34 protein-coding genes are annotated in these 24,861 nt (G+C 57.0%); 11 read left to right on the top strand and 23 right to left on the bottom strand.

The window, feature by feature from the left end:
* Window positions 1-22: 22 nt before the first annotated feature.
* On the top strand, window positions 23-928 hold the full coding sequence (locus AC2FH6_RS15855; protein WP_271952071.1) for a LysR family transcriptional regulator: 906 nt from the start codon (window positions 23-25) through the stop codon (window positions 926-928).
* A gap of 57 nt (window positions 929-985) precedes the next feature.
* Here AC2FH6_RS15855 and AC2FH6_RS15850 read toward each other — a convergent pair whose 3' ends face one another.
* Window positions 986-1,903, bottom strand: coding sequence for a hydrogen peroxide-inducible genes activator (locus AC2FH6_RS15850; protein WP_496679081.1), 918 nt, complete (start codon window positions 1,901-1,903; stop codon window positions 986-988).
* Window positions 1,904-1,999: 96 nt separating this feature from the next.
* On the opposite strand from AC2FH6_RS15850, the gene AC2FH6_RS15845 reads away from it, so the two are divergent.
* Complete coding sequence (locus tag AC2FH6_RS15845) at window positions 2,000-2,962, top strand: sodium-dependent bicarbonate transport family permease (protein ID WP_496679078.1); 963 nt, start codon at window positions 2,000-2,002, stop codon at window positions 2,960-2,962.
* 3 nt (window positions 2,963-2,965) lie between these two features.
* Here AC2FH6_RS15845 and AC2FH6_RS15840 read toward each other — a convergent pair whose 3' ends face one another.
* From AC2FH6_RS15840 to AC2FH6_RS15825, 4 genes are read right to left on the bottom strand one after another with little or no spacing between them, the layout of a single operon-like run.
* Window positions 2,966-3,868 (bottom strand): OmpA family protein, encoded by a 903-nt coding sequence (locus AC2FH6_RS15840; protein WP_496703523.1) that lies wholly within the window; start codon window positions 3,866-3,868, stop codon window positions 2,966-2,968.
* Window positions 3,865-4,437, bottom strand: a complete 573-nt coding sequence (locus AC2FH6_RS15835; protein ID WP_496697794.1) for a peroxidase-related enzyme — start codon at window positions 4,435-4,437, stop codon at window positions 3,865-3,867. Before AC2FH6_RS15835 ends, AC2FH6_RS15840 begins: the two co-directional genes overlap by 4 nt.
* A complete protein-coding gene (locus AC2FH6_RS15830) occupies window positions 4,434-5,162 on the bottom strand; it encodes a GNAT family N-acetyltransferase (protein WP_496703521.1) in 729 nt (242 codons plus the stop codon). Before AC2FH6_RS15830 ends, AC2FH6_RS15835 begins: the two co-directional genes overlap by 4 nt.
* Complete coding sequence (locus tag AC2FH6_RS15825; protein WP_496703584.1) at window positions 5,159-5,881, bottom strand: competence/damage-inducible protein A; 723 nt, start codon at window positions 5,879-5,881, stop codon at window positions 5,159-5,161. Before AC2FH6_RS15825 ends, AC2FH6_RS15830 begins: the two co-directional genes overlap by 4 nt.
* 49 nt (window positions 5,882-5,930) lie before the next feature.
* Between AC2FH6_RS15825 and sfsA the strand changes: the two genes are divergently transcribed.
* Entirely contained in the window at window positions 5,931-6,647 is a 717-nt protein-coding gene (sfsA, locus tag AC2FH6_RS15820; protein ID WP_496703519.1) for a DNA/RNA nuclease SfsA, read from the top strand.
* Here the strand turns inward: sfsA and AC2FH6_RS15815 are convergent.
* The 4 genes from AC2FH6_RS15815 to AC2FH6_RS15800 all read right to left on the bottom strand — a co-directional run bounded on the left by AC2FH6_RS15815 (window position 6,572) and on the right by AC2FH6_RS15800 (window position 8,436).
* The gene (locus tag AC2FH6_RS15815; RefSeq protein ID WP_496697802.1) at window positions 6,572-6,874 is read right to left on the bottom strand and encodes a GFA family protein; all 303 of its coding nucleotides are present in this window, start codon (window positions 6,872-6,874) and stop codon (window positions 6,572-6,574) included. The two genes, sfsA and AC2FH6_RS15815, sit on opposite strands and share 76 nt — an antisense overlap.
* A gap of 64 nt (window positions 6,875-6,938) precedes the next feature.
* Window positions 6,939-7,475 (bottom strand): GNAT family N-acetyltransferase, encoded by a 537-nt coding sequence (locus AC2FH6_RS15810; protein ID WP_496703517.1) that lies wholly within the window; start codon window positions 7,473-7,475, stop codon window positions 6,939-6,941.
* On the bottom strand, window positions 7,472-7,879 hold the full coding sequence (locus tag AC2FH6_RS15805; RefSeq protein WP_496692752.1) for a DUF6632 domain-containing protein: 408 nt from the start codon (window positions 7,877-7,879) through the stop codon (window positions 7,472-7,474). The genes AC2FH6_RS15810 and AC2FH6_RS15805 overlap by 4 nt, the downstream gene beginning before the upstream one ends.
* Window positions 7,876-8,436: a carboxymuconolactone decarboxylase family protein gene (locus tag AC2FH6_RS15800; RefSeq protein WP_496703515.1), complete on the bottom strand. Its 561-nt coding sequence runs from the start codon at window positions 8,434-8,436 to the stop codon at window positions 7,876-7,878. Before AC2FH6_RS15800 ends, AC2FH6_RS15805 begins: the two co-directional genes overlap by 4 nt.
* 145 nt (window positions 8,437-8,581) lie before the next feature.
* Between AC2FH6_RS15800 and AC2FH6_RS15795 the strand changes: the two genes are divergently transcribed.
* Window positions 8,582-9,283 (top strand): winged helix-turn-helix transcriptional regulator, encoded by a 702-nt coding sequence (locus tag AC2FH6_RS15795; protein WP_496703513.1) that lies wholly within the window; start codon window positions 8,582-8,584, stop codon window positions 9,281-9,283.
* Here AC2FH6_RS15795 and AC2FH6_RS15790 read toward each other — a convergent pair.
* The 5 genes from AC2FH6_RS15790 to AC2FH6_RS15770 form a co-directional block, all read right to left on the bottom strand.
* Window positions 9,280-10,287, bottom strand: coding sequence for an NAD(P)H-dependent flavin oxidoreductase (locus AC2FH6_RS15790; RefSeq protein ID WP_496703512.1), 1,008 nt, complete (start codon window positions 10,285-10,287; stop codon window positions 9,280-9,282). The two genes, AC2FH6_RS15795 and AC2FH6_RS15790, sit on opposite strands and share 4 nt — an antisense overlap.
* A 12-nt stretch (window positions 10,288-10,299) precedes the next feature.
* Window positions 10,300-11,535, bottom strand: coding sequence for an NAD(P)-binding domain-containing protein (locus tag AC2FH6_RS15785; RefSeq protein ID WP_496703510.1), 1,236 nt, complete (start codon window positions 11,533-11,535; stop codon window positions 10,300-10,302).
* A 27-nt stretch (window positions 11,536-11,562) separates the two neighbouring features.
* Window positions 11,563-12,129, bottom strand: a complete 567-nt coding sequence (locus AC2FH6_RS15780) for an OsmC family protein (protein ID WP_496692757.1) — start codon at window positions 12,127-12,129, stop codon at window positions 11,563-11,565.
* A gap of 882 nt (window positions 12,130-13,011) precedes the next feature.
* Window positions 13,012-13,986, bottom strand: coding sequence for a hypothetical protein (locus tag AC2FH6_RS15775; protein WP_496703508.1), 975 nt, complete (start codon window positions 13,984-13,986; stop codon window positions 13,012-13,014).
* A gap of 277 nt (window positions 13,987-14,263) precedes the next feature.
* The gene (locus tag AC2FH6_RS15770) at window positions 14,264-14,752 is read right to left on the bottom strand and encodes a hypothetical protein (RefSeq protein ID WP_496703506.1); all 489 of its coding nucleotides are present in this window, start codon (window positions 14,750-14,752) and stop codon (window positions 14,264-14,266) included.
* A gap of 271 nt (window positions 14,753-15,023) precedes the next feature.
* Here AC2FH6_RS15770 and map point away from each other — a divergent pair, with 271 nt between their 5' ends.
* A complete protein-coding gene (gene map / locus AC2FH6_RS15765) occupies window positions 15,024-15,836 on the top strand; it encodes a type I methionyl aminopeptidase (protein WP_271952408.1) in 813 nt (270 codons plus the stop codon).
* Here the strand turns inward: map and AC2FH6_RS15760 are convergent.
* From AC2FH6_RS15760 to AC2FH6_RS15745, 4 genes are read right to left on the bottom strand one after another with little or no spacing between them, the layout of a single operon-like run.
* A complete protein-coding gene (locus tag AC2FH6_RS15760; protein ID WP_496678387.1) occupies window positions 15,824-16,003 on the bottom strand; it encodes a hypothetical protein in 180 nt (59 codons plus the stop codon). The two genes, map and AC2FH6_RS15760, sit on opposite strands and share 13 nt — an antisense overlap.
* Window positions 16,004-16,027: 24 nt before the next feature.
* Window positions 16,028-16,675, bottom strand: a complete 648-nt coding sequence (locus tag AC2FH6_RS15755) for an HAD family hydrolase (RefSeq protein ID WP_496678389.1) — start codon at window positions 16,673-16,675, stop codon at window positions 16,028-16,030.
* Complete coding sequence (rsmD, locus tag AC2FH6_RS15750) at window positions 16,656-17,216, bottom strand: 16S rRNA (guanine(966)-N(2))-methyltransferase RsmD (protein ID WP_496702536.1); 561 nt, start codon at window positions 17,214-17,216, stop codon at window positions 16,656-16,658. Before rsmD ends, AC2FH6_RS15755 begins: the two co-directional genes overlap by 20 nt.
* Window positions 17,213-18,424, bottom strand: coding sequence for an NAD(P)/FAD-dependent oxidoreductase (locus tag AC2FH6_RS15745; RefSeq protein WP_496703504.1), 1,212 nt, complete (start codon window positions 18,422-18,424; stop codon window positions 17,213-17,215). Before AC2FH6_RS15745 ends, rsmD begins: the two co-directional genes overlap by 4 nt.
* Window positions 18,425-18,523: 99 nt before the next feature.
* Here AC2FH6_RS15745 and AC2FH6_RS15740 point away from each other — a divergent pair, with 99 nt between their 5' ends.
* The 4 genes from AC2FH6_RS15740 to AC2FH6_RS15725 all read left to right on the top strand — a co-directional run bounded on the left by AC2FH6_RS15740 (window position 18,524) and on the right by AC2FH6_RS15725 (window position 20,058).
* Window positions 18,524-19,009 carry a peroxiredoxin gene (locus AC2FH6_RS15740; RefSeq protein ID WP_142638675.1) on the top strand — a complete coding sequence of 162 codons (486 nt, stop codon included), beginning with the start codon at window positions 18,524-18,526 and terminating at the stop codon, window positions 19,007-19,009.
* Window positions 19,010-19,111: 102 nt separating this feature from the next.
* A complete protein-coding gene (locus AC2FH6_RS15735) occupies window positions 19,112-19,357 on the top strand; it encodes a glycine zipper 2TM domain-containing protein (protein ID WP_271952399.1) in 246 nt (81 codons plus the stop codon).
* Window positions 19,358-19,368: 11 nt separating this feature from the next.
* A complete protein-coding gene (locus AC2FH6_RS15730) occupies window positions 19,369-19,713 on the top strand; it encodes an EF-hand domain-containing protein (protein ID WP_496703503.1) in 345 nt (114 codons plus the stop codon).
* 33 nt (window positions 19,714-19,746) lie between these two features.
* On the top strand, window positions 19,747-20,058 hold the full coding sequence (locus AC2FH6_RS15725; protein ID WP_281973287.1) for a hypothetical protein: 312 nt from the start codon (window positions 19,747-19,749) through the stop codon (window positions 20,056-20,058).
* On the opposite strand, the gene AC2FH6_RS15720 is transcribed toward AC2FH6_RS15725, so the two are convergent.
* Genes AC2FH6_RS15720 through AC2FH6_RS15705 form a run of 4 tightly spaced genes read right to left on the bottom strand, consistent with a single transcriptional unit; the run spans window position 20,055 to window position 22,797 of the window.
* The gene (locus AC2FH6_RS15720) at window positions 20,055-20,348 is read right to left on the bottom strand and encodes a 4a-hydroxytetrahydrobiopterin dehydratase (protein ID WP_142638667.1); all 294 of its coding nucleotides are present in this window, start codon (window positions 20,346-20,348) and stop codon (window positions 20,055-20,057) included. The two genes, AC2FH6_RS15725 and AC2FH6_RS15720, sit on opposite strands and share 4 nt — an antisense overlap.
* The gene (locus tag AC2FH6_RS15715; RefSeq protein WP_496703500.1) at window positions 20,345-21,532 is read right to left on the bottom strand and encodes a GNAT family N-acetyltransferase; all 1,188 of its coding nucleotides are present in this window, start codon (window positions 21,530-21,532) and stop codon (window positions 20,345-20,347) included. The genes AC2FH6_RS15720 and AC2FH6_RS15715 overlap by 4 nt, the downstream gene beginning before the upstream one ends.
* A 45-nt stretch (window positions 21,533-21,577) precedes the next feature.
* The gene (locus tag AC2FH6_RS15710; RefSeq protein WP_142638663.1) at window positions 21,578-22,345 is read right to left on the bottom strand and encodes a glycerophosphodiester phosphodiesterase family protein; all 768 of its coding nucleotides are present in this window, start codon (window positions 22,343-22,345) and stop codon (window positions 21,578-21,580) included.
* A complete protein-coding gene (locus AC2FH6_RS15705) occupies window positions 22,342-22,797 on the bottom strand; it encodes a RidA family protein (RefSeq protein WP_142638661.1) in 456 nt (151 codons plus the stop codon). The genes AC2FH6_RS15710 and AC2FH6_RS15705 overlap by 4 nt, the downstream gene beginning before the upstream one ends.
* Window positions 22,798-23,142: 345 nt before the next feature.
* Between AC2FH6_RS15705 and AC2FH6_RS15700 the strand changes: the two genes are divergently transcribed.
* Together AC2FH6_RS15700 and AC2FH6_RS15695 are read left to right on the top strand one after the other, a co-directional pair.
* A complete protein-coding gene (locus tag AC2FH6_RS15700) occupies window positions 23,143-23,913 on the top strand; it encodes an MlaA family lipoprotein (protein WP_142638706.1) in 771 nt (256 codons plus the stop codon).
* The gene (locus tag AC2FH6_RS15695) at window positions 23,903-24,511 is read left to right on the top strand and encodes an MlaC/ttg2D family ABC transporter substrate-binding protein (RefSeq protein WP_271952395.1); all 609 of its coding nucleotides are present in this window, start codon (window positions 23,903-23,905) and stop codon (window positions 24,509-24,511) included. The genes AC2FH6_RS15700 and AC2FH6_RS15695 overlap by 11 nt, the downstream gene beginning before the upstream one ends.
* 2 nt (window positions 24,512-24,513) lie before the next feature.
* On the opposite strand, the gene AC2FH6_RS15690 is transcribed toward AC2FH6_RS15695, so the two are convergent.
* The gene (locus tag AC2FH6_RS15690; RefSeq protein WP_496703497.1) at window positions 24,514-24,846 is read right to left on the bottom strand and encodes a putative quinol monooxygenase; all 333 of its coding nucleotides are present in this window, start codon (window positions 24,844-24,846) and stop codon (window positions 24,514-24,516) included.
* Window positions 24,847-24,861: the final 15 nt, after the last annotated feature.

Below are 24,861 nucleotides of genomic sequence, written 5' to 3'. Positions count from 1 at the left end.
AACCTACACCTGGGGAACAAGAATGGACCGACTGACCGAAATGGAAGCCTTCGCCAACGTGGTGGACCAAGGCGGTTTCACCGACGCGGCCAAGAAAATGGGCATCTCAAAATCGGCTGTGTCCAAGCACGTTTCCAGCCTGGAAGCACGCCTGGGCGCAAGACTGCTGAACCGCACGACGCGCCGCGTGTCACCAACCGAAATCGGGCTGGCCTATTATGACCGGGCCCGCCGCGTTCTGAATGACGCGGGCGAGGCTGATGCGCTGGTCACCTCGATGCAATCTGCCCCCTCTGGTCTGCTGCGGATCAGTGTGGCGACAGATTTCGGCGTGAATCACCTTTCTCCGGTTCTGTCAGGATTTCTAGCTGCCTATCCCGACATCACGGTGAATATGGTGCTGAACAATCGCTATGTTGAGCTGATCTCGGAAGGGTTCGACGTTGCTGTGCGGATTGGTGAGCTGGAAGACAGTACATTGCGCGCCCGCAAGCTGACCGAAACCGTCAAGCGGATGGTCGCCGCGCCCACCTATATCGAGAAATTCGGGCGTCCGCAAAAGATCGACGACCTGAACGAACACAAGCTGTTACATTATTCCAGCCAGTCTTCGGGCAATGTGTGGAAACTGACCGCACCTTCGGGTGAAAAACGTCAGGTCCGCACCGCCGGGTGGCTCAGCGTGAATGATGGGCAATCCTTGTTGAACGCTGCGGTCTCGGGGCTTGGGATCGCGCATCTGCCCAGCTATCTCTATGCCGAGGCGCTGAAGTCGGGCGAAGTTGTCGACGCAATGCCGTCGCTGCCCGATGAAGTGCAAGGCGTTTATGCCGTCTACCCGCCCGGCCGCTTTACGCAGCCCAAGGTGCGGGCATTCATTGATTTCCTTGTCGATGCCTTCAACGAAAAAGGCCCGATGGACTGGTAATTCTAATTTCTCCCGGTGGAAACTGAACGGCCCGCACATGTTGTGTGGGCCATTTTTTTAGTCGCTTAACACGGCCAGCCCCATACTCTGCGCGACCGTACGCAAGGATTGGATCAGGATATTCTGTCCGGGCAGATCAGCTTCTTTTCTGCGGGAAAGAAGCGCGATATCGCGGTTGGCATTTGTTATGGTCAACGGGCGCAAATGGACTTCATCGCGGTAAATCCCCTGACGTCTTGCATACAGGTCCGGCAACACCGCAACCCCAACCCCCGAGGCTGCCATCAGCACGATGGAATCAAGCGTGGTGCCCTCGTATTCATCCGACACCACCCCGCCGCATTCCGCCGCAAGCGCATAGACGATCCGGGACAGACGGTGGCTTTGGTCCAGGGTCAGGATCAGCCGGTCGCGCAAATCCTGGGCGGTGACACCCTGGGTATCACCCGCCAGCACATCATCCACAGCGACCCCGATCCACAGGGATTCGTTGAACAGGCGCTGCTGGATTGTGTTCGGATGGTCCTCGGGCGTGGACAGGATCAGATCGAACCGACCGGATTTCAGCCCTTGTTCCAGATCACGCGTGTTTTCCTCGCGCACGACAATGCGCAGACCGGGGCGGTCTTGATGGACCTTTTTGATGACCTGAGGCAGCAGGTAGGGCCCGATTGAGGGCAACACGCCCAGCCTTAGCCGTCCTGAGACCGGTGTCTCGCTGCTCATCGCGTGGCGCAGATCCCGGACATCGGCAAGGATCTTCTGGGCGCGCTCGATGAACTCTTGGCCTTTGGCAGTCACCTGAACACCACCCCGGTTACGATCAAAGATGCGCAGGCCAAGTTCTTGTTCTACAGAGGCAATTTGCGCCGAGAGGCTGGGCTGGCTGACATTCAGAACCTCAGCTGCCAATCCAAATCGACCCAGTCGGCTGACCGTAACGATATATTCCAGTTGCCTTAGTGTTGGGCGCATTTCATAGCTTTAAACTATCCAAAATTTAGAAAGATAATATTTGGATAACAAATATAGGCAAGGCACTTAGCCCGTGAAATCGGGACAGGAGCCAAAATGCCCAGCGTAATCGAAACCCTTTCCAGCAACTTGCTGGTCCCAACCATCCTTTTCTTCGTCCTCGGGCTGCTAGCGGCTTTTGCCCGCAGCGATCTGTCGATCCCCGCTGGGGCGGCCAAGTTCATGTCGCTGTATCTGCTGCTGGCCATCGGCTTCAAAGGCGGCAGCAGCCTGGCCGAGCACGGCATCCATATAGTCCTGTTCCTGACATTGCTGGGCGGGGTGGCGCTGTCATTTGTCATCCCCCTTGTGGCATTCGGCCTGCTCCGGGTCATGACACGGCTGGACGCGTTGAATGCGGCGGCTGTTGCCGGGCATTATGGGTCAATCTCAATCGTGACTTTCGTCACCGCAATCAGCCTGCTGGATCTGGTGGGGCTCAGCCATGATGGGTTCATGGTCGCTGTTGCCGCCGCAATGGAGGTTCCGGCCATCCTGTCGGCCCTGTGGTTGGCGCATAAAACCAGCAGTAATGGCGTCAAGGACAAGGGGCTGTGGCGTGATCTTTTGGCAAACGGGTCGATTGTCCTGCTGACCGGGGCTTTCCTGATCGGCGCGGTCACGGGTGGCGAAGGGATGCAGATGATTGCGCCCTTCATCGTCACACCCTTCACCGGCATCCTGTGCCTTTTCCTGCTGGATATGGGCATTTCCGCGGGGCGCAGCCTGATCAAGAACCGCGACAAGCTCTCGCTGGGTCTGTTTGCCTTTGGAATGCTGATGCCCCTGATCGGCGCTGCGATGGCCTGGGTGGTCGGGGCGGTGATCGGCCTGCCCGAAGGCAGCCTGTTCCTGTTCATGGTCCTGTCTGCATCCGCCTCGTATATCGCTGTGCCCGCGGCGATGAAGATCGCGCTGCCAAAGGCCGAGGCCGGGATCTATCTGACCCTGTCGCTGGGTGTGTCCTTCCCATTCAACATCACGATCGGGCTGCCGCTGTACCTGTGGTGGGTGATGTAGGGATCAGTTGATCAGCAGAACCGCCTCGACCCGGCGGTTCAAATCGCGACCTTCGGCCGTTGCATTCGAGGTGATCGGAGCCAGATAGCCGATCCCCCGCGCCTCGACCCGGTCGGAGGCCACGCCGTATTTCTCGATCAACCGGGCGCGCACGGTCTGCGCCCGGCCGGTGCTGACCGATATGTTGGCCTCGAGTGCGCCAGTATCATCCGTGTGCCCGACCAGAGCCAGCCGCGTTCCGGGATTGTCCGACAGATACTGCGCAATCTCATTCAGAGAGCCGAAAGGCCCGTCACCCAGGGTTATCTCGCCCGTGCGAAAATGCAGATCACCCAGAATCACATGGCCCTCCTGTGCAAGCTCTGCCAACAGCCCCTTTGCCTGATCGACCTCTTCTTCGATCACCAACGGAGGCGCGGCTTCGGCCCCTTCAGGTGACACGCGGATCATCTGCACATAGCCATCGGGCGGGTTTCGGCTGACCAACAGGCTCAGGACTTCGTCGCCCTTGGCAGCGGACAAAAAGCGATAGTCCTGGATGGCCACATACATGTCAGGCGTGGGGACAACTTCGGTTCCAAAGCGAAAATCGAAGCCGCCGCAGCTGCGGGCTTCGCAGTCAAAGAGAACCTCAAACCCCTGGGCTTTGATCTGCTCCCTCAGAGGGGCCAGCAGCTGTAAAGTAGTGCTCGCCCCGGCCTGCAGCCGCCAGGTATAGCGCTCGACACGTCCTTCAACCCGGCGCGCCGGTACCGTCCCGTCGGTATAGGGGCCAGTGGGCAGGTCATAACTGTCCAACGGGCTTGTGCGGTCGCTGACCAATCGCGTACCCGAAGGAAGCGTCAGCTCCTGCCCGACAACAGGTGATGCCATGAGCAACAAGAATATAACGAGACGGCGGATCATCTTGATTGGGCGTGATACTCGGGGTTGGGGGACATCGCAGTCGCGCTTGCAACACGGTTCGACATGTTGAAAAAGCCGGTCACGTTGGCAATGTCCCAGATATCGCGGTCGCTAAACCCAGCAACCCGCAGAATTTGTCGGTCGGGCTCTTCGATCTTAGTGCTTTCGGTGGTCATTTTGGCCGCGAAATCCAGCATGGCACGCTGCCGCTGATCCAAAGGCGCAACCCGGTAGTTCATGACCAGCATTTCGCCCAGTTGCGGATCACCCGACAACTGCCTGACAGCCGCCCCATGTGCGACAAGGCAATAGAAACACTTGTTTATTGCCGACACGACCACTGCGATCATCTCGCGTTCAAGCTTGGACAACCCACTATCCGCCAGCATCAGATCATTATACATCGCGGTGAACGCGTTCAGCTTGTCGATGTCAAAGGCATAGGCCCGCAGAACGTTGGGCACAAAACCCAGCTTTTCGACGCAAATGTCGAAATATTTCTGCGTCTCCGGCGGTAGCGGATCCACCATCGGAAGGTTCAGCGCGGTGGGTGGGGTAAGATCGGTCACTTTGGGTTCTCTCCTTCAGCCAGCTGACGGTAATGGTATTCTCCGGCAAGCTCCATCCCAAGCGCGCGATAAAGGCCATTGGCACCCGCATTCGCCTTGGTGCAAATCACGCTGAGCGTCCCGGCGCCCTGATCCTGTGCCCAGAGCGCAGCCGCGCGCATCGCCCATTGCCCAAGGCCCTGACGGCGATGAGCGGGCAAAATCTCAAGTGCGTGGACCATGGCCACGTCCCCGTGCATCGCAACAAACCCGGTACCAGCAGGTTGGTCACTATTTCGAAGCAGCAGGCCAGTCTTTGGACCCGGGGCTCGCTCCATCACGGCCAGCCGCTCTGGTCCAATCCCGCCCTCGGCCCAGATCTCACGCATGATTGCCAGCGGCTCCCATATCGAGAACACCGTTACGCGGGGGAGCGGAAGATCAGTCAGATGTTCAACCGGGCAGGTGTAAATATTGACCGGATCCAACACGGAATAGCCCCGGCCTTCAAGCTGCGTATCCAGCGCCTCGTCCCCTGGCCACAGGCAAAAGATGCGCTTTTGCCCCAGTGCCTGCATTGCGACCTCGGCCGCCGCGATATCGTCATCCAAGACCGGCCCCAGCGCATTGGCCGCACTTACCCGCGATCCGCCGCCCAGACCCTGACGCACCAGAAACGGCCCCAGCTTTTGGCGCTGCGCAGATGGCCATGTACCCTCGACGACGTCAGGCCAGGTAACGCTCACAGACCAAGCTCTTTCGCCAACCGGGTTGAGGCTGCATCAATCCGGGCACCTTCGGTTCCGCGAATGACCACATTGGCGCCAAACACACCGTTGATCTGAAACGGATAACACCCGATGGACAGATCCTGAAAATCCGCTGCTAGTGCCGCAAGGGGGGCGGCGATATCGCCTTCGCCGCGATCCACCCGCAAGGTCTGGGACAGCAGAGGAACACCGCCGGTCAGACCCGGCAATACACTCGCTACCATCGCCTGAAAGACCGAGGGCACTCCAGCCATCACATGAACATTGCCGATGGTAAAGCCTGGCGCGGTCGAAACCGGATTGTCGATCAGCGCGGCACCATCAGGGATGCGCGCCATGCGCAAACGGGCAGCGTTCAGTTCCAGCCCGGATTTCTCGTAATGCGCTTCAAGCAAAGCGCGGGCATCGTCGCGGATGTCGATATGCGCGCCAAAGGCACGGGCGATGCAATCGGCGGTGATATCATCATGGGTCGGTCCAATCCCGCCGCTGGTGAAGACATGATCAAAATTTTCCGACAACGCCTGAACGGCGGCTTCGATTGCAGCGGCGTCATCGCTGACCACACGGACCTCTTTCAGGTCGATCCCTTGCTTGGTCAGCTCCTGCGCGAGATAATGCATGTTTGCGTCGCGGGTGCGACCCGACAGGATTTCATCCCCGATCACCAGCATGGCTGCGGTTGGATTTTGCATGGCCTGCGCCCCCTTGATCGACCCTTTCGGCAGGTATAGGCCCTGAAGCATGCGATTTGAAACCCCTCTTGTCCCCGCCCACCTGATCCGCCGCTATAAACGCTTTCTAGCCGATTGCAGGCTTGAGGACGGGCGCGAGGTGACAGCGCATTGCGCCAATCCCGGCTCGATGATGGGACTGGCCGAACCGGGCGAGAAAATATGGTTGGAGCCCAATGACGACCCGAAGAAAAAGCTGAAATACGGATGGCGGCTGGTCGATCACGAAAACGGGCATTTCACCGGCGTGGATACATCCGTCCCGAACCGGGCGTTGCGCGCGGCATTGATCGCGCGGAAGATCCCCGAACTGGCAATCTATGAAACTGTGCGCCCCGAGGTGAAATACGGCGAGAACAGCCGCGTTGATTTCCTGCTGACCCAGCCGGGCCTTCAGGACGCTTATGTCGAGGTCAAATGCGTGACCCTGTCTCGCGAACCTGGTCTGGCCGAATTCCCCGACAGCGTCACAGCGCGCGGAACCAAACATCTAGGGGAACTGACAGCTATGGTGGACCAGGGGCATCGCGCAATCCTGCTGTATCTGGTCCAGCGCACCGATTGTGAGCGAATTGCATTGGCCGCAGATATCGACCCGACCTATGCAGCGGCGTTCGAGGCGGCCCAAGCTAGGGGTGTTGAGAAACTGGTCTACGGCACACGGATATCGCCTGAAGGGGTTTGGGTAAACGTGACCGAAAGCCAATCGTTCATGCAGAAGCGTTGAAAAGGCCCTTTGATCCCATCCTGTGAATTCGACCTTCTAGCAACGTGGGATTCTCTGCGTGAGCAAGAAAACCGGGGCGCTGGCCCTCCCTGATCTGAACACCCATTGTCTGCCGTAAGAAGTGGGATTGCGGCGAATGCGCTGCCTGTTTGCCGCTGGCACATCCGGCAATGACAACAATGTACGATCATTGGGTCAGCAGTCACGACCAGGCAGATATCTTCCATGAGTATCTGAGGAATGCTTCATTACACGCAGTGCTGTCATAATCAGTCCCCAACCTTGATCCAGTCATTGTGGGTCGAGTTGCAGGACCATGAAGGTTAGCCAATCCGCCATTTCCTCGCTGACATCATAATAGGGTTTGATCGGCTTAAAACCGAGCTTTAGATACAATCCTCGTGCCTCGATTTGTTCTGGGCCGGTATCAAGATACATTCTTGAGTACCCAAATTCGCGGGCGCAGTGGGTAAGATGCGTTGCAAGAGCCTGACCTACGCCTTGCCCGTGAAATTTCGGAACGACGAACATGCGCTTCATTTCGCAATATTCTGTATCGAGTGCGCGCAGTCCGACACACCCAACGAATTCCTTATCAATGGTTGCGATTAACAGCGTTCCTGTGGGCGCTCCATATATGCAACGCAGGTCTGAGAGCTCTCGTTCAAATTCAATCGGGTCGAAATAGCGAGCGACAAGATCGCGATAGGCGTGATGGCGCACGAACAACCAATCAACCAAGGCGCGCATCATGTTTTGTATGGCGGCGATTTCAGCGGGTGTCTGGGCGGTCTTGACGGCCACGCGCTGCAGAGCTGCGGTTTTCATTTGGGTGTTCCTTCGCTGGTTCTGGGTGTCTCTGATCGGCGTGGCGACAGATACCAAAGCACCGCAGCCATAATGATCAGGGCTGGGATATCGCCCACCAAATGACCGATCTCCATATGGTCCCGGCTGACTTGAGCGGCCATAATCGCTGCGTGGACGATACTGGACCAGATGGCAAAACTGATCAGACTCATATGGTTTTGCGGGGCTGAGGATGCCCGGATCAGGAACCATCCCAGAACCGCGTAAATACCGCAGATCATCTGGAAATAGTGCTGACCTCCGCCACCATGCCAGACCCACCCCGAAGGCCAGATAACGGCCAGTGGATAGATCAGAAAACAGATGGTCCCAAACAGGGCCAAGGCGATCTTTAATCCCTTCGCGCGGCTTTCGGGGCTCATGCTGCGTCTGCCTTAGGAGTCCATGCATAGGGCGCAAATTCCGCGTCTAGCGGCAGGTCCAGTAAGTTGGCTGTCATGTTGCTTAGCGTCTTGTTTGCAACGCCTATGATTACCTCCAGCGCCTGCTCTGGGTGATACCCCGCCGCCAAAAATCCCGCGTATTCTTCGGTGCAGTCACGACCACGGTCTGTTGTGAGTTTCCGGGCAAACCGTGCCAGAGCACCAAGACGATCGTCTTCAGGGTCGCGCCCCGCACGCATCGCTTGAACATGGCTGTCACTCAGTTCGGCATCAGCAGCAAAAGCTGTGTGACCTGCGACGCAGTAGCGGCACTTGTTGGCCACGCTAACCGCAAGTTGGATCACCTCGCGTTCGGCGGGCGACAGGCTGCTGTTCCCAAAGGCGCCGGTCAGCCCGGCAAACCCGGTCATCGCATCAGGAAGACCGCCATAGACGGCATAAACGTTAGGAACAAAGCCACGTGCCTGCGTGATCGCGTTGAATATCGGACGTGATTGTGGGGCCGCTGTCTGGGGCGTGTGTATGGATAGGGTCATAAGCACTCTCTGTTTTGCAGATCCGCAGTTGGGCTGCTTGATGTCATGAGATCTATCTGACGGCGTCCCTACGCGATGCTTTACAGATTGGAGCAAAGCACTATACCGATTGGAGTGCCTTACTACACTTTCTGGAGTAACTTTGATGTCGCACAGCTATGGCCAATGGTGCCCCATCGCCAAATCAACTGAAATCTTGGGCGAAAAATGGACCATGCTGATTGTACGCGAACTGTTGATGGGCAGCACACGTTTTTCAGAGCTCCAGCGTGGGTTGGGCGCGATCTCTCCCACGCTTTTGACGCGCAGATTGGTCACGCTCGAGGAGTATGACCTTGTCTATAAGCGTCGTATTCAAGGCGGTCGGGGGCACGAATACCTACCAACCGCAAGCTGCCGGCAGCTGCAGCCAATCCTACTGGCACTTGGAAGTTGGGGCATGGAATGGTCAAAGGCGTTTATGAGCGACGCGGATTACGACGTCGAGCTTTTGATGCTTTATCTTCAACGAAGTATTGTTCCCGAGAACCTGCCCGGCAGCAGAACGGTCGTATTGTTCCAGTTTACGGATTTCGCTGAGCAACCGAAATGGTGGATCACGGTTGAAGGTGGCAATGTTGATGTCTGCACAACCGACCCCGGTCTGGACGTGGACGTATTCATCACAACCAAGGTGCGCGCGATGGCGGATGCATGGTTGGGTCACACGACCTATAAGGCTGCCAAAGCCTCTGGCGCGATGGAGATCATCGGACCGGCGGCTCTGACACGTAATATATCAAGCTGGCTTTCCGATTGCATTTTTGCAAGCTTGCCGAATGCCGAAGAGATTTTGGCGGCACGTTAGGACAATCTTAGCGCAGCGCCGGCCTGTGCCGTAATACTGTCGATAATCGTTCCAGCGGGTTCAGTGCTGTTCACCAGGCCAACGCTTTGACCTGCCCACATCGATAACGCTTCAATCTCACCGGTCATCGAATGATGGGGTGTCGTGGATTGATAGGCCTTGATTGGTGCGATGCCTCGCATTGCAACCGTTTCACCGGACCGGTGACGTGCCCGATTGCCGGGGCGGCCCTCTGCTAGCCAACGATCCGCTACGGCGTTACGCAGCACGCGATGTGCAGCATTTGACCATCCAACATTGTAAAGATCGGTCTCATGGACTGTATCTGAATGCTGGGCTGCTAATAGCTGTGCGATGTATTCGGAATGCGCCGCACTTTCTGGGGTTGCCAGAAAACGAGTTCCCATGACAACGCCGCTGGCCCCCAAACAGAGGACCGCAGCCAACCCGCGCCCGTCCGAGATACCTCCGGCCGCCAGAACTGGCACCGATCCTGCCACATCCACGACGGCCGGGATCAGCGGCAGGGTCGCAACGGTCCCACGAACATGCCCTCCTGCTTCCCAACCCTGCGCGACCAATACATCAACGCCCGCATCAACGGCGCGTTTTGCCTCATTCGCAGACGAGACGGTTTGGATTACCAATGCCCCGCTGGCATGCACTTGTTTTACGAAGGGCGCTGCATCCCCCCAGAAGAAATGCACAGCATGAGGGCGATGCGATAGGCAAAGCTCTAATCGGGCTTCTTGCGGCATGTCGAGGCAAAGGTTTACGGCAAATGGCGCGCCGGTCTTTGCCCGCAGGTTTGTAAGTTCAGCCTCAATAGTCTCTCTGCTGCTCCACGAGAAGGGCATGATCGGATAGCCGCCTGCATTGCCAACAGCAGCAGCCAAGTCGCTTTCCACGGCGCCGGCCATGGGGGCCAGCGCGATAGGGTGATCAACCGCAACCAGATCTGTAAACGCCGTCGAAATTGCGCGGGTTTTGATCGCCTTGTTCATGATTGAACTCCTTCAAGCCGCGTGGCGGTTTCGATTGGCAATAAGGTGATCGGAAAGGACCTGCGCATCACCGCCCACGCCATCAATCAACGCCGACTTCCGACGCCGCATGAAGGGCAATCCCAGGACGTATAGACCGGGTGCAACGATGCCCTGATCGTGGACCAAAATGCTTTTCCGGTCGAACACAGGAAGCTTCAGCCAACTGAATTCGGGGGAATAACCCGTTGCCCAGATGATGGTGCAGATCGCTCCGTTTCTCAGATTGGACATGAGGTGTGGCGGGTTGGACAATAACGTCGGGGGCAACAGCTGCGCCTCGGGAAGGCCTGTAATGTTCACGCGTTCGGCCCAGTCGTCGAAATGCTTAAGAAGGCGGCCGATCTTCAAGTCCGACATGGCACAGTGATTGGCAACTGAGCCGGAAAACTGCGCCATACCGTTTTGAATGCCGACCAGTCGACCCGTTACTGCAACCCCCATCGCCTGAAGCGTATTCAGGTCAATGGAGCCTATTCCAGAATCACCCATCAGTTGGAACGAGGGCACGCGGCGGGCGCGTTCGATATCGTCCACATCCTTGACGCGGACGTCCAGAATGCCGCTACGATCCATCCACCATTGAATATCCCGCCCACGATAACGCCGCGGCGCACGGATATGCGCCCCAACGGCAAGGGTCACAGCATGCCCCGCTTTGCAGAGTTCAGCGGCAATCTGCACGCCGCTGGCTGACCCTCCAACCACCAACACACCGCCCTTTGCAACTTGATCAGGCGATTTATACGTTCCGAGCGACAGCTGCGTGACGCCTTCCGGAACAGCGCCCGCCAACTGAGGCAGTTTAGGCCGTGCGCAAGCCCCACTGGCGACAACGACATGGTCGCAGATCCAATCGCCCTTGTTGGTGCGAACCAAATAGTTGTTCCCATGAAAGGTCACAGAATGAACAGCTGTGTGCTCTTCGACCGGGGCATCGATCGCATGGACATAGTCACGCAGATAACCAGTGATCTGGGGCATGTTCATATACCCGTCCGGATCAGGTCCTTTATACCCATACCCCGGCAACCTTGACTGCCAATTTGGAGTAAGCAGCCGCAGGCTGTCCCACCTGTCTTTCATCCAGGACTGCGCCACCTCGCCCCGCTCCACCACAACATGCGCAACGGAACGGTCCGAAAGACACTTGCTCATTGCGAGCCCGGCTTGCCCGGCGCCAATGATGACAGTCGAAATATGTCGCATGACGCTCGCTCCTGTAGCAATCGCGGCCTAGGCGACGACCACATGTACGTTGGTCGGATTGGTCATAAGATCAAAAACAGTGGATCGTTTTTGTGACTGTGCGACCAAAGCGCGAATGTCATCGTCGCTTGCGTCAGCATCGATATCAAAGGTCACACGGACTGCACTGAAGCCGTTGCGAATGTCGGGGTCCATGCCCAATATCCCGCGCATATCCATATCACCCTCGACAACGCATTGTACGTCATGCAGTTGGATGCCCCGATGTTGCGCAACTGCAGCGATGCCACCGGTTAGGCAGCTCGCCAATGCGGACAATGCGATTTCCGGGGGGGTCGGCGCGCTGTCACGAGCAGCGAAAACTTCTGGATGGTCCGAGCAAATTGAAAAAGTTTCTTTGCGTGTGTGTTCTTCACCCAGGCCAAAATAGCCATTGATGGTGTTGCGGCTTTCACTGCCGTCGACCCAGTCGCAAGTGCTGCGGAATGTGAAGGACGCAGCTTTTGGCATCTCGGCAAATGCGCCCCGTGCCCCGATCAGGGCCTCGGTATTTACGCCATTTGAAACGGGCTTGTCTTGGGGTTGCGTGGTCATTGTGTTGTTCCTTTAGAAGTGTGTTGAGCTGTCGGTGCGGCTCGATACGACGACTTCTAGGGAACACGCGCTCTGCGAGAAACTTCACGGTCGAAAGCAATCCACTACATATTTGATAGTAAGAAAAAGAAGCTAACGCCGCTAGCATTGCGAAGGATGGATTTGGCGAAATTGGCTATTTGCCTAAGCCGATTTGTTCTGTGCCTTTTTGCCTGTTTTGGTAGGCCGCTCCCCATGTTGTCCGGCAGTACCATTGAGCGCTTGATGCCAAGCAGGCTTCTTGACAGGGTTTGCACCCGGGCGCCTCGCCTTGGGCTTTTTGGATTTAGGCATTGGGTGTCCTCTCTTGGTTGCAGGCAGGCATATTAGGTTTGCAACCGGATTGATACCACCGAGTTCAGGCTTGGACATGATGTTAGGCAACTGGAATCAAATCAATCCGATCATACCCTTAAGTAGAAACGCATCAGGGATTGGTTTGCCCCAACAACAAAACTGATCCTTTGTGAATGTTGCGCCATGTATCAACGGTGGCAATGGCGGGCTGCGACGCAGCATGACAGGGCCGGATCGAGTGGCTGCTCTAGGCCGTCCTCATCCAAGTAAATGTGACTGAACCCCGAATTTCCTTCTGCCTCCGAGGTCTGGTCCAGCCCTACAAAGTCGAAAGCAATTTCTATACTTAACTTCAACTGGGCAAACCGGCTGCGCGTAGGCCAGCAGCAAGGTGTTCGAAATCATCTGGTTGCCGCCACATCGTCTGAAACCCATGAGTGAGAGTAGAAACGGTTTCTTCATTCACTCGGATACCTCGGCTCATGAGTTCGTCGCGACGTTCGGCTGTAAAAATCAACGAGGGCTGCTTCGGCCTCTGCCTGACGATCAAGCTTTGCGTAGGAGGCCGCCACGAATGCCGTCGCCAAGGAATTGAGCCGAGCCTCTCCCATCAACAAACCGAGTGCCGCTTAGAAGTCTTCGCAGAAGAATTGTATCTGTCCCATAATCCAATCGATGGCCGGGGGGGGAGAGCAAAGGATCCAACTGCATTGCCTCAGATACGACGTCACGCGCCTTCTCATGCCACCCGAGCAAAAGAAAGGCGTATCCGCACCAAGCCATGGACTCTGCCTCGTTTTCGATCAAAGACAACGTTTTTTCAAACTGGGTCTCAGCCTCTTGCCAAAGGCCTGCGCACAAATAGGCGAAACCGAGTTGGTCCTGGATGTAGACATCCCGGTTGTCCAGTGCCGTCCCCTTTCGAGCAATGTGCAATACATGGTTGGTTGCTACGGTAACCGCTAACTCTAGCCAAATATCAATGACATAGGTATCTGAAAGGTACATGAACGATCGCGCGATTGTCGGGTCGAGGGCTACCGCCTGTTCTAGCAGGGCCCGTGCCTTTGCCGTATCTCGGGCATTCAGGCCCTCGCGAAGGGCTTTGCCCTTTAGCATTAGCTCGAAAGCCTTCATTTCATTTTCTGGCTTTCGGGTCGAACGATCGTCAACATCGTGCTGAACCCGCCCGGGGAGGACCGCCACGATGCTTCGTGTCACATCGTCTTGAACCTCAAAAATATCCTCTAATTCACGATCATTTCGATCCGACCACAACTGCGATCCCGAAATTGAGTCGGAGAGCTGCACCGAAACTCTGACCCGGCTCCCTGCTTTTCGCACACTACCTTCGACAAGATAATCCGCGCCCAAAGTCGCTGCAATTTCAGCTGGATCGGCTTCCTTGCCTCGGAAGCGAAAAGAGGCGTTCCTTGAGACCAACTGAAGCGTGCGAAAGCGCGACAATCCTGTGATGATGTCTTCTGTAATATCATCACTGAAAAAACTGTTCTGGATCATCGCTCAGGTTGTGGAATGGCAAAACGGCGATTGTGGGCGAATTGCCATGGCCGCAGATATCGACCCGACCTATGCAGCGGCGTTCGAGGCGGCGCAGCTAGGGGTGTCGAGAAACTGGTCTACGGCACGCGGGTTTCGGCTGAGGGGGTCTGGGTGAACTTAGCCGAAAAACTATCGTTCATGCAGAAGCGTTGAAGGGGTAGTTTGAGCCCTTAGCTAGTTGGGAGCATCGCACCGAATGGCTGGATTTTGGCCCCAAAAAGCAACGGCCTTTTACTTATTGCCCTCTTGGTACCCGATCACCTGCTTTGTAGAAGGGGGGTAACTCAATGCCTTTCGGAATACAGAATTCAACAAGAGATGATGAATTTTCACCGACCCAAATGATAGCGTCACTACCTTGGCGTATATAGCCCGTTTGTTCACAATAGGCTTGCGCTGCGGCTATCACGGCGCGAACATCGCTTTCCGCATCGAAGTCGCCGCTCATGAAGTCAGCGATGTCCAGAACAGAAGATACTGAAACAACATAGGTATTTCTGTCTAATGTAGTGGCGACTGGAGCGAAATGATAAATAACTCTAGAACCGTCTTGCTCGAAGTGAAAAACAGATCCCTTCACTATCTGAACATCGTGTTGCAACGTGACCTGTTCCGTTGGTCGGTCGGCAAATGGGAAGAATGCTTCAACGACTTCGTTTTCAGATGATGGTGAGGCACAACCGAGCAACAGGAGCAAAAGCGAGATTGAGATTGCTTCGCGCAATGCAGAGTCCTCCTTTAGGTTGCCAGTTGCCCAAAGCTATTCAAAACCTGACATGACCTCAATGTCCGGTTTGTCCACCAAACCGACATTAGCACCCCCTCTGACTGGGCAATGTGCTCTGAAAAAGCACGCGCCCAACAAAGGCGATCCGACCAATCCTTGAAGCCACGGCATTGATCCCCATCTTAACCCGCGACCGTGCGCCCTCTGGTACTTTCTGCACAAGCAGCGTAAAAAGGGTGCTGCGCGAAATATTTGGAGCCTCGCATCGATGAAAGAACATCGTGGCCGTCTGACCAAGGACGGTATCCGTATCTATGAACAGGGTGACTTTGCCGGCATGCAGGCGGCAGGGGCTTTGGCTGCGCGGATATTGGATGATATTGCCGATCATGTGTTCGTCGGCCAGACCACTGGCGCGATTGACGGGCTCATCACGCAGATGGTCGAGGATGCGGGCGCAACTTCGGCCACGATTGGATATAAGGGCTATCAGCATGCCAGCTGTATCAGCGTCAATCATGTGGTCTGCCACGGCATTCCCGGCGACAAAAAGCTGAAGGATGGCGATATCCTGAATATCGACGTGACCGTTATTGTCGACGGCTGGTTCGGGGATACTTCGCGCATGTATGTAGCGGGAAAGCTGCCACGCAAAGCCGAACGGTTGATCCAGATCACTCATGATGCCCTGTTCAAGGGCATCGAGATGGTCAAACCCGGCAACACGTTCGGCGATATCGGCCACGCGATTCAATCATTTGTCGAGGCACACCGGATGAGCGTAGTCCGCGATTTTTGCGGCCACGGGCTGGGCCGGGTCTTCCATGCACCGCCAAACGTTCTGCACTATGGCCGTCCGGGCACTGGTGCGGTTCTGGAAGAGGGCATGTTCTTTACCATCGAGCCGATGGTCAATCTGGGCCGCCCCGAGACCAAGACGTTGGCCGATGACTGGACCGCCGTGACGCGCGACAAGTCACTGTCGGCACAGTTTGAGCACTCGGTCGGTGTAACGGCAGATGGGGTCGAGATCTTTACCCTGTCGCCAGGCGGCAAGTACCACCCGACCTATTCTTCCTGATCCGCCGCCTGATCCCGTAGCAGCTTTAGCAGCAGGGTTTCCTGCCCCCATGGCGTGACCGCATCATGGATGAAAACCGGCGCGCGCAGAGGCGTGCGCTGGGGATCGGTTGCGGTGTCAGCCTCTTGCGGAAGTGACCAATTCGACGGGGTCAGTGCACGGTCCATGCCCCGCAGGGTAACATGACCGGGTCAAATCCCCAAAAGCGCCGGAACCTGCGCCATGTCAGAGAAGACTTCGCCCCCCGCAGCGGCCAGTTTTTTACCGCCACCATGCGGTGCATAGGCCAAACAGCGCATATGTGCCCTGCTTGCTGCGGTCACGCCGCTGAGGCTGTCCTCGATCACCAGAGGGTTTGACGCGTTGAAGCGTTCAGCCGCAGTCAGAAACAATGTCGGGTCCGGCTTGGCCGTTCTCAGGACATGGGCCGAAAAGGCGACATCGCGAAACCGATCCCATAACCCGTTCTGACCCAAAGTGATCTGCATCTTGTCCGGGCTGCCGTTCGAGGCGACACAGAAGGGCAGCCCGTTTGCCTCGAGAACCGCCAGCAGGTCCGCCACGCCGGGCATCAGCTGCACGCCAAGTCGGAGCCGGTCATAGGTTTCCGCATAGACCTCATCAACCCAGCCTGTGGGCAGCTCCGCGCCCAGCGCCCGGGCTTTGTCCCGCACCCCGGTCATGGTGCCCCCAACGAACAGCTTCATACTGTCTTCGATTGTCAGGTTCAGGCCATAACGGGCAAGATTGTCGACCAGTACCTGATTGGACAGCGGCTCACTGTCGACCAGGACTCCGTCGCAATCAAAGATCACCAGATCATGCATCCGGATCGCCATTCCACATCAGGGTGATATGCGTGTCGCCATATTTGCGGCTGTTATGCAACACGAACCCGTCGGGCGGCTGCATGGGCGCGTTTTCCTCCCAGACGACAAGGGCGCCTTGTGCGAACCAGCCGTCAGAAAGAGCCGCAATCGCCTTTTGCCCAAGGGATTTGCCATAGGGCGGGTCCAGGAAGATCAGGTCATAAGGCGCGTCGGGATTGGCCCCCAGCCGCGTTGCGTCGCGACGGATCAGCTCGGTACAGTCAGAGCTGCGGGTCAGGTCGATATTCTTGCGGATCAGGCCCTGTGACACGCGGCCATCATCGACAAAGCTCACATGTGCCGCACCGCGCGACAAGGCCTCAAGCCCCAGCGCACCGGTGCCTGCGAACAGGTCCAACACGCGCAGCCCGTCAAAATCAATCTGATGGGCCAGTACGTTGAACAGGCTTTCGCGTACCCGGTCTGTGGTCGGGCGCAGATGCGCGCCGGCGTCCCCCTTGCCGACCGAGGCCAAAGCCCGACCTCGGAAGGCTCCGGAGATGATCCTCACGCTCTGAGCAGCGGTTTCAGGTCCGCATCCGGGTCGGCCACAATAGCAGGATCAGCTGTTTTTCCGCTTTCAATCAGACGCTTACCAACCATATAGGCACGCGGGTCGTTCATCGCGTCGACCGCGATCAGCTGATCGCCCTTATAGTACCAGAAGGACACGGTCTGCCCGTCACCTTTGCGGGTCACCACCCGGTCATACCCGGTGTTCAGGCCCGCGATCTGCAGTTTGACGTCATACTGATCCGACCAGAACCACGGGGTCGCAGTATAACCCTTTGCCGCGCCCAACATGTTCTGGGCAACAATCTCGGCCTGATCAATCGCGTTTGGCACGCTTTCCAGACGGATACGCCCGCCAGCATGCGGGAATGAGGCGCAATCGCCCGCCGCCCAGATCGACGGATCAGAGGTGCGCCCATGCGCATCGGTCTTGATGCCATTGTCCAGCTCAAGCCCGGCCATCTCGGCCAGTTGGGTTGCAGGAGCGATGCCAACGCCGACAACAACGAAATCGACCGCCAGTTCTGTTCCATCGGTCAGCACCGCGCCGGTGACCTTGCCGTTTTCACCCAGCAGTCGGTCCAACCCGACACCTTCGCGGATATCGGCGCCATATTCGGAATGCAGTGCTCGGAAATAGTCACTGGTTTCGGGGGCGGCGACCCGTTGCAAAATGCGGTCGGCCATTTCGACCAGGGTCACCTTGACCCCGCGCTTGGCGCAAACGGCTGCGGCCTCAAGCCCGATATATCCTCCGCCCACGATCAGCGCACGCGCGCCTTCGGACACATAGGGTTCCATTTCGTCCACATGGGACAGATCACGCACCACATGCACCCCGTCCAAATCGCCGCCAATAGCGGCTGGAAGGCGGCGCGGATCCGATCCGGTGGTCAGGGCCAGCTCGTCGTAAGCAACAACCTGATCACCCAGCGTCACGGTCTTGGCCTGAGGGTCGATTCCGGTCACACGCTGACCAAGGCGCAGGGTGATATTGTTATCGGTATAGAAGTTTTCGGGGCGCAGGAAGAGGCGCTCTAGCCCCATCTCGCCCAGAAGATAGGCCTTGGACAAAGGCGGTCTCTGATAGGGCAAATGCGGCTCTGCGCCGATCAGAGTAATCTCGCCGTCGAACCCATCTTTGCGCAGCCGGGCGACAAGCGAAGCACCTGCCTGGCCGGCGCCAATCACGACAATATGGCTCATATTCCCCTCACCCTGTCGAATTCCCGTGGTCACTTTTGTTAGCTCACCTATATTGCGGCTAGGCCCGACTCTGCAAATCCAAATGACAGGAGCGAAAAAATGATTTCAACAGGTGACACTCTACCCGACGCCACATTGACCCAAATGGGGGCAAATGGCCCTGAAGAGGTCCGCGTTTCGGACAAGACCAAAGGGCGCAAGGTTGTCATTTTCGCCGTGCCCGGCGCCTATACCGGCACGTGCACAACGGCGCATGTTCCAAGCTTTATGCGAACCAAAGACCAGTTCGATGCAAAAGGCGTGGAAGAAATCATCTGCATCTCGGTCAACGACCCCTTTGTCATGAGCGCCTGGGGCGAGTCCACCGGCGCAACTGCGACTGGCCTAACCATGTTGGCCGATGCGGCGTCTGAATTCACCAAAGCCATCGGGATGGATTTCGACGCCCCGCCCGTTGGTCTGATCGGCAGGTCCAAGCGCTATGCGATGCTGGTCGAAGACGGCAAAGTGGTCGCCATGAACCTGGAGGAAAATCCCGGCGTCTGCGAGATTTCCGCAGGTGAAGGGCTGTTAGAGGTTATCTGACCTGATCTGGCCCCAGTGCTGCTGGGGCCATTTTCGCAATTTAACTTGCGGCACTCTCATGATGGGCGAATACTTGGTACATATTCATCAGGGAGTTTGTTTATGAACCTAAAGACATTTACCTTTCTTTTAGGTCTGACCGGCGCACTTGGCGCTTGTGGACCGGCCCCTACCCCGCAGCAACAGGCCGCACGACAGCATGAGATCGCCTGCCTGAGCGGCACAGTGGGTGGTGCCTTGCTGGGCGGTGTCATCGGCAATCAGTTTGGCGGCGGTTCCGGGAAAACCATCCTGACGGCAGCGGGTGCTGCGGTCGGCGGCGTTGAAGGTCAGAGGTTCGCATGTTGAGAGGGATGAAGATGAAAACCGCAATCGTCCTGTCGATATTGTCCCTGGCGGGTGCTGCAACGGCCGAAACCGTGGCAGAGCTGCATGAGAATGAGCTTAAGGCCATCGACACCAATAATGACGGCTTCCTGTCGAAAGATGAGTTCGACGCCTTTTCCGACTATGCGTTCCAGACGATGGATGAGGACAAGAACGGCACATTGGGCCTGGATGAAGCCAAGCCGTTTCTGGATATAAAGCAATTCCAAAAGGTTGACCGGGACCGGGATAGTAATATTTCAAGAACGGAATACGATCAGCATATGACCGAAGATTTTATTTCTGCTGATCGGAACAGCAACGGTCAACTGGACTAGGCTCTGCGGCCTTGGGCCAGACAGGAGTATGCAATGACCAAATGGAGTGCTCTTTTTGCGTTGGGGTTGCTTGCTGCATGTGATGTGCCGCAGGCCCCTATTGTGACCGGCCCTGATGGCCAACCGAGGATAGAGATCAGTACCAATGGCCTGACCTGCTATGACCGGCGTTGTCTCGACATCAACCCCGCAGCACGGTCCGTGCGCATGATCGGCAACAGAACTACCCGGATACCTGCCGAAATCGACGTTAGTGACAACCTGGTCACCCCAGCCGAGTTCAGGCGGCTGGGTCAGGTTGCCAGCCTTGCCGGAGGTGTCGGGTCACGCGGTGACAGCGGTTAGACCAGGCTGTCCATCTTGCGGGCCAGCTTGGCGTCCAGCGCCGAAAGCCCGCCGACATCATGGGTGGACAGCGTCACCTCGACCGTGCGGTAGACATTGAACCATTCGGGATGATGGTTCCATTTCTCGGCAAACATGGACACTTGGGTCATCCAACCAAAGGCGTGGACGAAGTCCTCGAACATAAAGGTCTTGGTGATCGCATCCCGGTCCTTGACCATGGTCCAGCCGCTTTTGAACAGCGGGTCCAGCAAGGGGCCACGGGTCTCGGTCGACAGAAGTTCGGTCATTGGTGTTCCTCCGGGTTCGACTTTCTGAACGGGCCATAATCAGTCAGAATCTCGATTTCTTCTCCCACTGCATGGGCCTCGGCGTCCAGATATTTTTTGATCGCATCGGCAAAGCCGGGGTCATTGACCCAGTGCAGGCTGTGCGTGCGCGTGGGAAGATAGCCGCGCGCCAGCTTGTGTTCGCCCTGCGCCCCAGCCTCGACCCTGGCCAGGCCTTGGGCAATGGCAAAGTCGATTGCCCTATAATAGCACAGTTCGAAATGCAGGCAGGCATGATGTTCGACGCAGCCCCAGTAGCGGCCATACAGCGTCTCACGCCCGATAAAGTTCAGCGCCCCCGCAATCGGATAGCCGCCGCGTTCCGCCAGCACCAATGCCATGTCGTCGGCCATGGTTTCCTGAACGATATCAAAGAACTGCCGCGTCAGATAAGGCGCGCCCCATTTCCGCGCGCCGGTATCCTGATAGAACTCCCAGAACGCGTCCCAATGTTCAGGGCGCAGGTCATCACCGGTCAACGCGCGGATTTCACCGCCAAAGGCGCAGGCCTGCGCGCGTTCCTTGCGAATGTTCTTGCGTTTGCGCGAGGACAAAGCGGCCAGAAATCCATCGAAATTCGCATACCCGTCGTTCAGCCAGTGAAATTGCTGGGAATGGCGCAGCATCAGGCCCATCTGCGCGCCCGCCAACGCCTCATCTTCAGTGCAAAAGGTCGCATGGACCGACGATACCTGATTATCCACCGCCAGCTGCACCGCCCCCTGCACCAAGGCGGACATGCCCACCGCCTGATATCCCGGCCGCAGCAGAAAGCGGCGCCCGGTGGCCGGGGTGAACGGCACGGCAATCTGCAGTTTGGGATAATACCGCCCGCCGGCGTTTTCATAGGCATGCGCCCAGTTGTGGTCGAAGATATATTCACCCTGACTATGCGATTTTGCGTACATCGGGGCGGCCCCGATCAACATTCCGTCCAGATAAACCGTCAGGTATTGCGGCTGCCAACCGGTACCCGGCCCGACCGACCCGCTTTCCTCCAAAGCCAAAAGAAAGCGATGAGTGGTAAAGGGATCAAGCGGACGGCCCCCATCCGCAGCCTCGGGGCAGGCACAGCTGTCCCACTCTGCCGCAATAATCTGCGAGAGCGATCCAAGTACCCGAACCTCGATTTGTGCCTGATCCATGTGCCCTCTGCATTTCATCTTTATCTGTGACGGAAGGGGCGCGGTTCAACCCGGATGCGCGGCTAAGTACCCTTCGAAAGTCACATTATCGGCAATCTTGCGGGCCTCGGCCTCTTGCGCAGCCGAGCGAACGGTCCAGCACAGGACCGGAACACCCTGCGCCTTCAGCTCGGCAACCCTTGGGCGGGACAGGTCTTCGGCTTCGTGGCTGATGAAACTGGCCCCGACCCTTGCGAAATCCGGGATGTCCCGCAGGTAATCGCACACCGCCGCAGGCAAAAGTTCGACTTTGGGCTGATACGAACAGGTCGTGATCCCCCTGGGCAAATGCGGCGCCAACCGCGCCAGTTCAGCCACCGAATTGGGGTTGAACGACATCAGCGCCACCGGACCTTCATAACCCTCAAGGGCTCGTACAGTATCGCGCTCGAGCGGGCCCACATTCGGGCCCATCACACCGTCCTGATCCTTAAGCTCGATCAGCAGGGGCACCTTGCCCGCCACGATTTCCAGCACATCATCCAGTGTCGGAATACCGTCATCAGCGTGCAACAGCTGTGTCTCGGACGCTACCTGCGCCGAAATCTGCCGAACTGGCCCCGGTCGCCCGGTCAGTCGCCCCAGGTCATAGTCGTGAAAGACCAAAGCCCGGTTGTCGGCGCTCAACTGCAGATCAATCTCAATCCCGTAACCGGCCTTAACAGCGGCACGAACCGCCGCCCGGCTGTTTTCCGGGCGGTTGTCCAATTTGTCGTGCAGGGCCCGATGCGTGATCGGGGCCTGTAGGAACGTAGCGGGCAGTACCGGGGTCATGCGATCTCGAAGATGCCTTCGATCTCAACCGCGACGCCCAACGGCAACGACGCTGCACTCACGGCCGAGCGCGAATGGCGACCAGCCTCGCCCAGCGCCTCGACCAGAAAGTCCGACGCACCATTGATCACCTGCGGCTGGTCGGTGAAATCGGCGGTTGAATTCACGAACCCTGTCAGTTTGATCACACGCACCAGCTTTTCTATATCGCCACCGCAAGCAGCCTTGACCTGCGCCAGAAGATTGATCGCGCAGACCTTGGCAGCCGCAGCACCGGCTGCAACATCCATGTTATCACCCAGCTTGCCGGTGATCAGTTCCGCATCCTTGGAAATCTGTCCTGAAACGTAGACGATATTGCCGACCCGCACGAAAGGCACATAGTTGGCGGCGGGCGCCGGCCCGTCCGGCAGACTGATTCCCAAGCTTTCCAGTTTTGCTGCGATACTCATCTGTTGATCCTCACCTGATATAGACTCGGCGGGACGCTATCCGGGATCGTTCGGCTGGAAAAGTGTGAAACCAGTAAAACTGCGGTCAGTGGCGTATTAAGCGTAACTTCTCTTATCCCGAGGTGTTGAACTTGTGTCACTTTACCAGATGCAGTCGGCCGGGTTAAACGCGAACTGTTTCAAAATGGGCCCAAAACCTTTATGTGACGACAGATTGAGCCGCAAAATGGCCGCAGGCATTATTGATTGAGCGTCCAGCCCCACTCACAAAACGGCTGGCGCGTTTGGAGTTGAAATACCGTGTTGAGCAAGATCAGATTCAAGCCCCTGATTGTCGTGACCCTGATGACCGTTCTTGGCGCTTGTGCGTCCCAACCCGCCGATCAGGCCGCGCGCGGCGATACTTTCGATCCCTACGAGAATACAAACCGCGGCATTCACAAGTTCAATCTGGGCGTCGACCGGTTCCTGTTCCGTCCGGCCTCGAAGGGCTATGTGAAAATCGTGCCCGATCCGATGGTGACCAGTTTCAACCATTTTGCCGAAAACCTGACTATGCCGGGTCAGGCTCTGGATTATCTGCTGCAGGGCAATCTGAAGCAGTCGGGCAATGCCCTGCTGCGGTTCCTCATCAATACGACCGTTGGTGGCGCGGGTCTGTCTGACCCGGCCAGCGAATTGAACCTGCCGCCCGTGGATACCGATTTCGGTGAAACCCTGCACGTCTGGGGTTTTGGCGAAGGCGCCTATGTGGAATTGCCTTTCTATGGCCCCTCAACATCCAGGGATGCGGTCGGCGTCGTCGTCAACCTGTTTTCGAACCCGATCAACTTCACACCGGTGCGCCCGGTCGAGAATATCGGCGTCTACGCCGAAATCGTAAGGCGGATGGGCGACCGTGGACGGTTCTCGGACACAGTCGATTCCATCCTCTATGAAAGTGCTGACAGCTATAAGCAGGCACAAACAATTTACCTGCAAAATCGACGTTTCGAACTGGCACGCGATGATGAGGACGCCTATCTGGGATTGTATGACGATCCCTATGCAGATATCGGGACCGACCCTGTCAGAGACCCCTACCTTGACCCCTACGAGGATCCATATGCCGAGTAATTATTTGAAGAGAAGAGAGTTTATTGCATCTGGCATCGCCGGCCTGGCGCTAGCCACCCTCCCCTTGCCAGGCTTTGCCCAGACAGAGGCCAGTGCAAAAGCGTTGGTCGTTAGCGTTGTGGATGACATCAACCGCGTCATCAGTTCAGGAAAATCCGAAAAGAGCATGATCCGCGATTTTGAAAAGATCTTCGTGCAATATGCTGACGTTCCGATCATGGCCCGCTATGTGCTGGGGGCCGATGGCCGCTCGGCCAGTGCGTCACAGATAAAGCAGTTCACCGACGCGTTTCAGGGCTATATCTCGAACAAATACGGACGTCGCTTTCGCGAGTTCATTGGCGGCGAGGTGACCGTTCGAAATGCGCGCAAGATCAAAGCCGGATACGAGGTGCGTACCTCGGTCAAGCTGCAAGGCTCCTCGCCCTTCGAGGTGACCTTCCTGGTGTCCGATAAATCCGGCCGCGACAAATTCTTCAACATGTTTATCGAAGGCGTGAACATGCTGCTGACCGAACGTACCGAGATTGGCGCCATGCTGGACGCGCGCGGCGGTGATCTGAACCGTCTGATCAAAGATATGAAGCGAACCGGGTGAATTCACAGCGATTTGCTGCAGTCAAAACTTTCAAATCCGCACGTAGTTTCGACCAGTTCGGCCTCATAGTGTGCGATCATTGGCATTGCAATGGGTTCGATCTGGTCATTCCAGACCGCCTCACCATAGAAGCTGTCCTTTATCCTGTCGCGTTCTTCCAACGAAGAGAACGCGCGCATCCAATGCACTTTGTCAAGATTTTCCAGATCTCTGAGCGGCCCAAACACAAGCATTCCTGCATCCCGCAACGCAGCGCGATTGTGTTTCTCAAAGAATTCTATGAACGCTTCTCGGCGGCCCGGTTTTAGTGTGTAATGTCGAATTTCCAGTATCATCGATATTCCCCGGGC

It is taken from the genome of Ruegeria sp. CDSC045 (genome assembly GCF_059610725.1).
This window is presented reverse-complemented; position numbering and strand designations above follow the sequence as displayed.